Annotated in this window: 2 protein-coding genes; one reads left to right on the forward strand and one right to left on the reverse strand. The window is 53.3% G+C overall.

The window, feature by feature from the left end:
- Positions 1-85: 85 nt before the first annotated feature.
- Entirely contained in the window at positions 86-937 is an 852-nt protein-coding gene (gene purU, locus AAAB16_RS20990; RefSeq protein WP_110616142.1) for a formyltetrahydrofolate deformylase, read from the reverse strand.
- 328 nt (positions 938-1265) lie between these two features.
- Between purU and mvaT the strand changes: the two genes are divergently transcribed.
- Complete coding sequence (gene mvaT / locus AAAB16_RS20995; RefSeq protein WP_340665077.1) at positions 1266-1640, forward strand: histone-like nucleoid-structuring protein MvaT; 375 nt, start codon at positions 1266-1268, stop codon at positions 1638-1640.
- Positions 1641-1675 lie beyond the last annotated feature (35 nt).

Genomic DNA, 1675 nt, shown 5'->3' on the forward strand with positions numbered 1-1675 from the left:
CTCATCAGGATTACCTCGGATGTGCTGCGCGCACCAGCGATGCTTGGGTGAATGCCGTGGTGCGCACAACACCCCTACGGCCGGATCAATCAAACACCACCGTCTTGTTGTTGTGGACCAACACGCGGTCTTCCAAGTGATAGCGCAAGCCGCGCGCCAGCACCATTTTTTCCACGTCTTTGCCCAGGCGTACCAACTCTTCGATGCTGTCGCGGTGACTGATGCGCACCACGTCTTGCTCGATGATCGGGCCGGCATCCAACTCTTCGGTAACGTAGTGCGACGTTGCACCGATCAGTTTCACCCCGCGCAACGACGCCTGGTGATAAGGCTTGGCACCAATAAACGACGGCAGAAAGCTGTGGTGAATATTGATAACGCGCTGGGCGAATTCCTGGCACAACTCGGGCGGCAGAATTTGCATATAGCGCGCCAGCACAACTACGTCGGCACCGACTTCACGGACCAGGCGAGTCACTTCGGCAAACGCCGGCTCTTTATCCTGCGGATTAACCGGAACATGGTGGAACGGAATGCCATGCCACTCGACCATGCTGCGCAGGTCGTTGTGGTTGGAGATGACGCAAGGAATATCGCAATCAAGTTCGTCGCTGTGCCAGCGGTGTAGCAGGTCGGCCAAGCAATGGGATTCGCGGCTGGCCATCAGCACCACGCGCTTTTTCTTTTCCGAATCGGTAATGCGCCATTCCATGGAGAATTGCTTGGCAATTGGCTCGAAGGCCTGGCGGAAGCCATCAATATCAAAGGGCAACGAGTCGGCGCGAATTTCATGGCGCATAAAAAACCAGCCATTCTGGTTATCCGAATGATGGCTCGCTTCCGTGATCCAACCGTTATAGGTCGCCAGAAAGTTACTGACCTTGGCAACGATACCGACGCCGTCGGGGCAGGCGATTACCAAGCGAAAAGTGCGCATGCAAAAACTCCAGAAACTCACAAAGGCCGCTATTCTAGCCACAGCGCCGGAAAAGTTCAGCTGTCTCGCTAAGCCTCACTAGCACTGCCCTGCGGCAAGTCCTTGCTTATTGCAGGGTTTAGTTGCAGCGATAAGCACCACTAGCGGCACATACATTTAATTAATTTGTGGCTACACCCAGGTTTTTACCGGGCTATCTTGTAGCGGTCATTTTGAAATACGTTTGAAACTAATTCGGGCAAAGCCATTCAAACATGTTTACTTGCATAAAGTGCCTGACTATTATTACCCACACTAACCCCCCGACCACAGATTCAAGGTATCGCCCATGTCCCTGATCAATGAATACCGCGCAACAGAAGAAGCCATCAAAGAACTGCAAGAGCGCCTGAAAAACCTCTCGCAAGATGACAAGCTGAAAAAAGAACTGGAATTCGAAGGCAAACTGCGCACCCTGATGGGCGAATACCAGAAGTCGCTGCGTGACATCATTGCCATGCTCGACCCAGATGCCAAATCCGGCAAAGCACCTCGCGCCGCTAAAGCCACTGGCACCAAGCGCGCTCGCAAAGTTAAGCAATACAAAAACCCGAACACTGGCGAAGTCATCGAAACCAAAGGTGGCAACCACAAAACTCTGAAAGAGTGGAAAGCCAAGTGGGGCGGTGACGTGGTTGAAGGCTGGGCGACCCTGCTGGGCTAAGTCTGCTTGCCTGTCGCAGCTCGATTGCGACAAAA

Source organism: Pseudomonas sp. (assembly GCF_037994325.1).
Lineage (GTDB): Bacteria > Pseudomonadota > Gammaproteobacteria > Pseudomonadales > Pseudomonadaceae > Aquipseudomonas.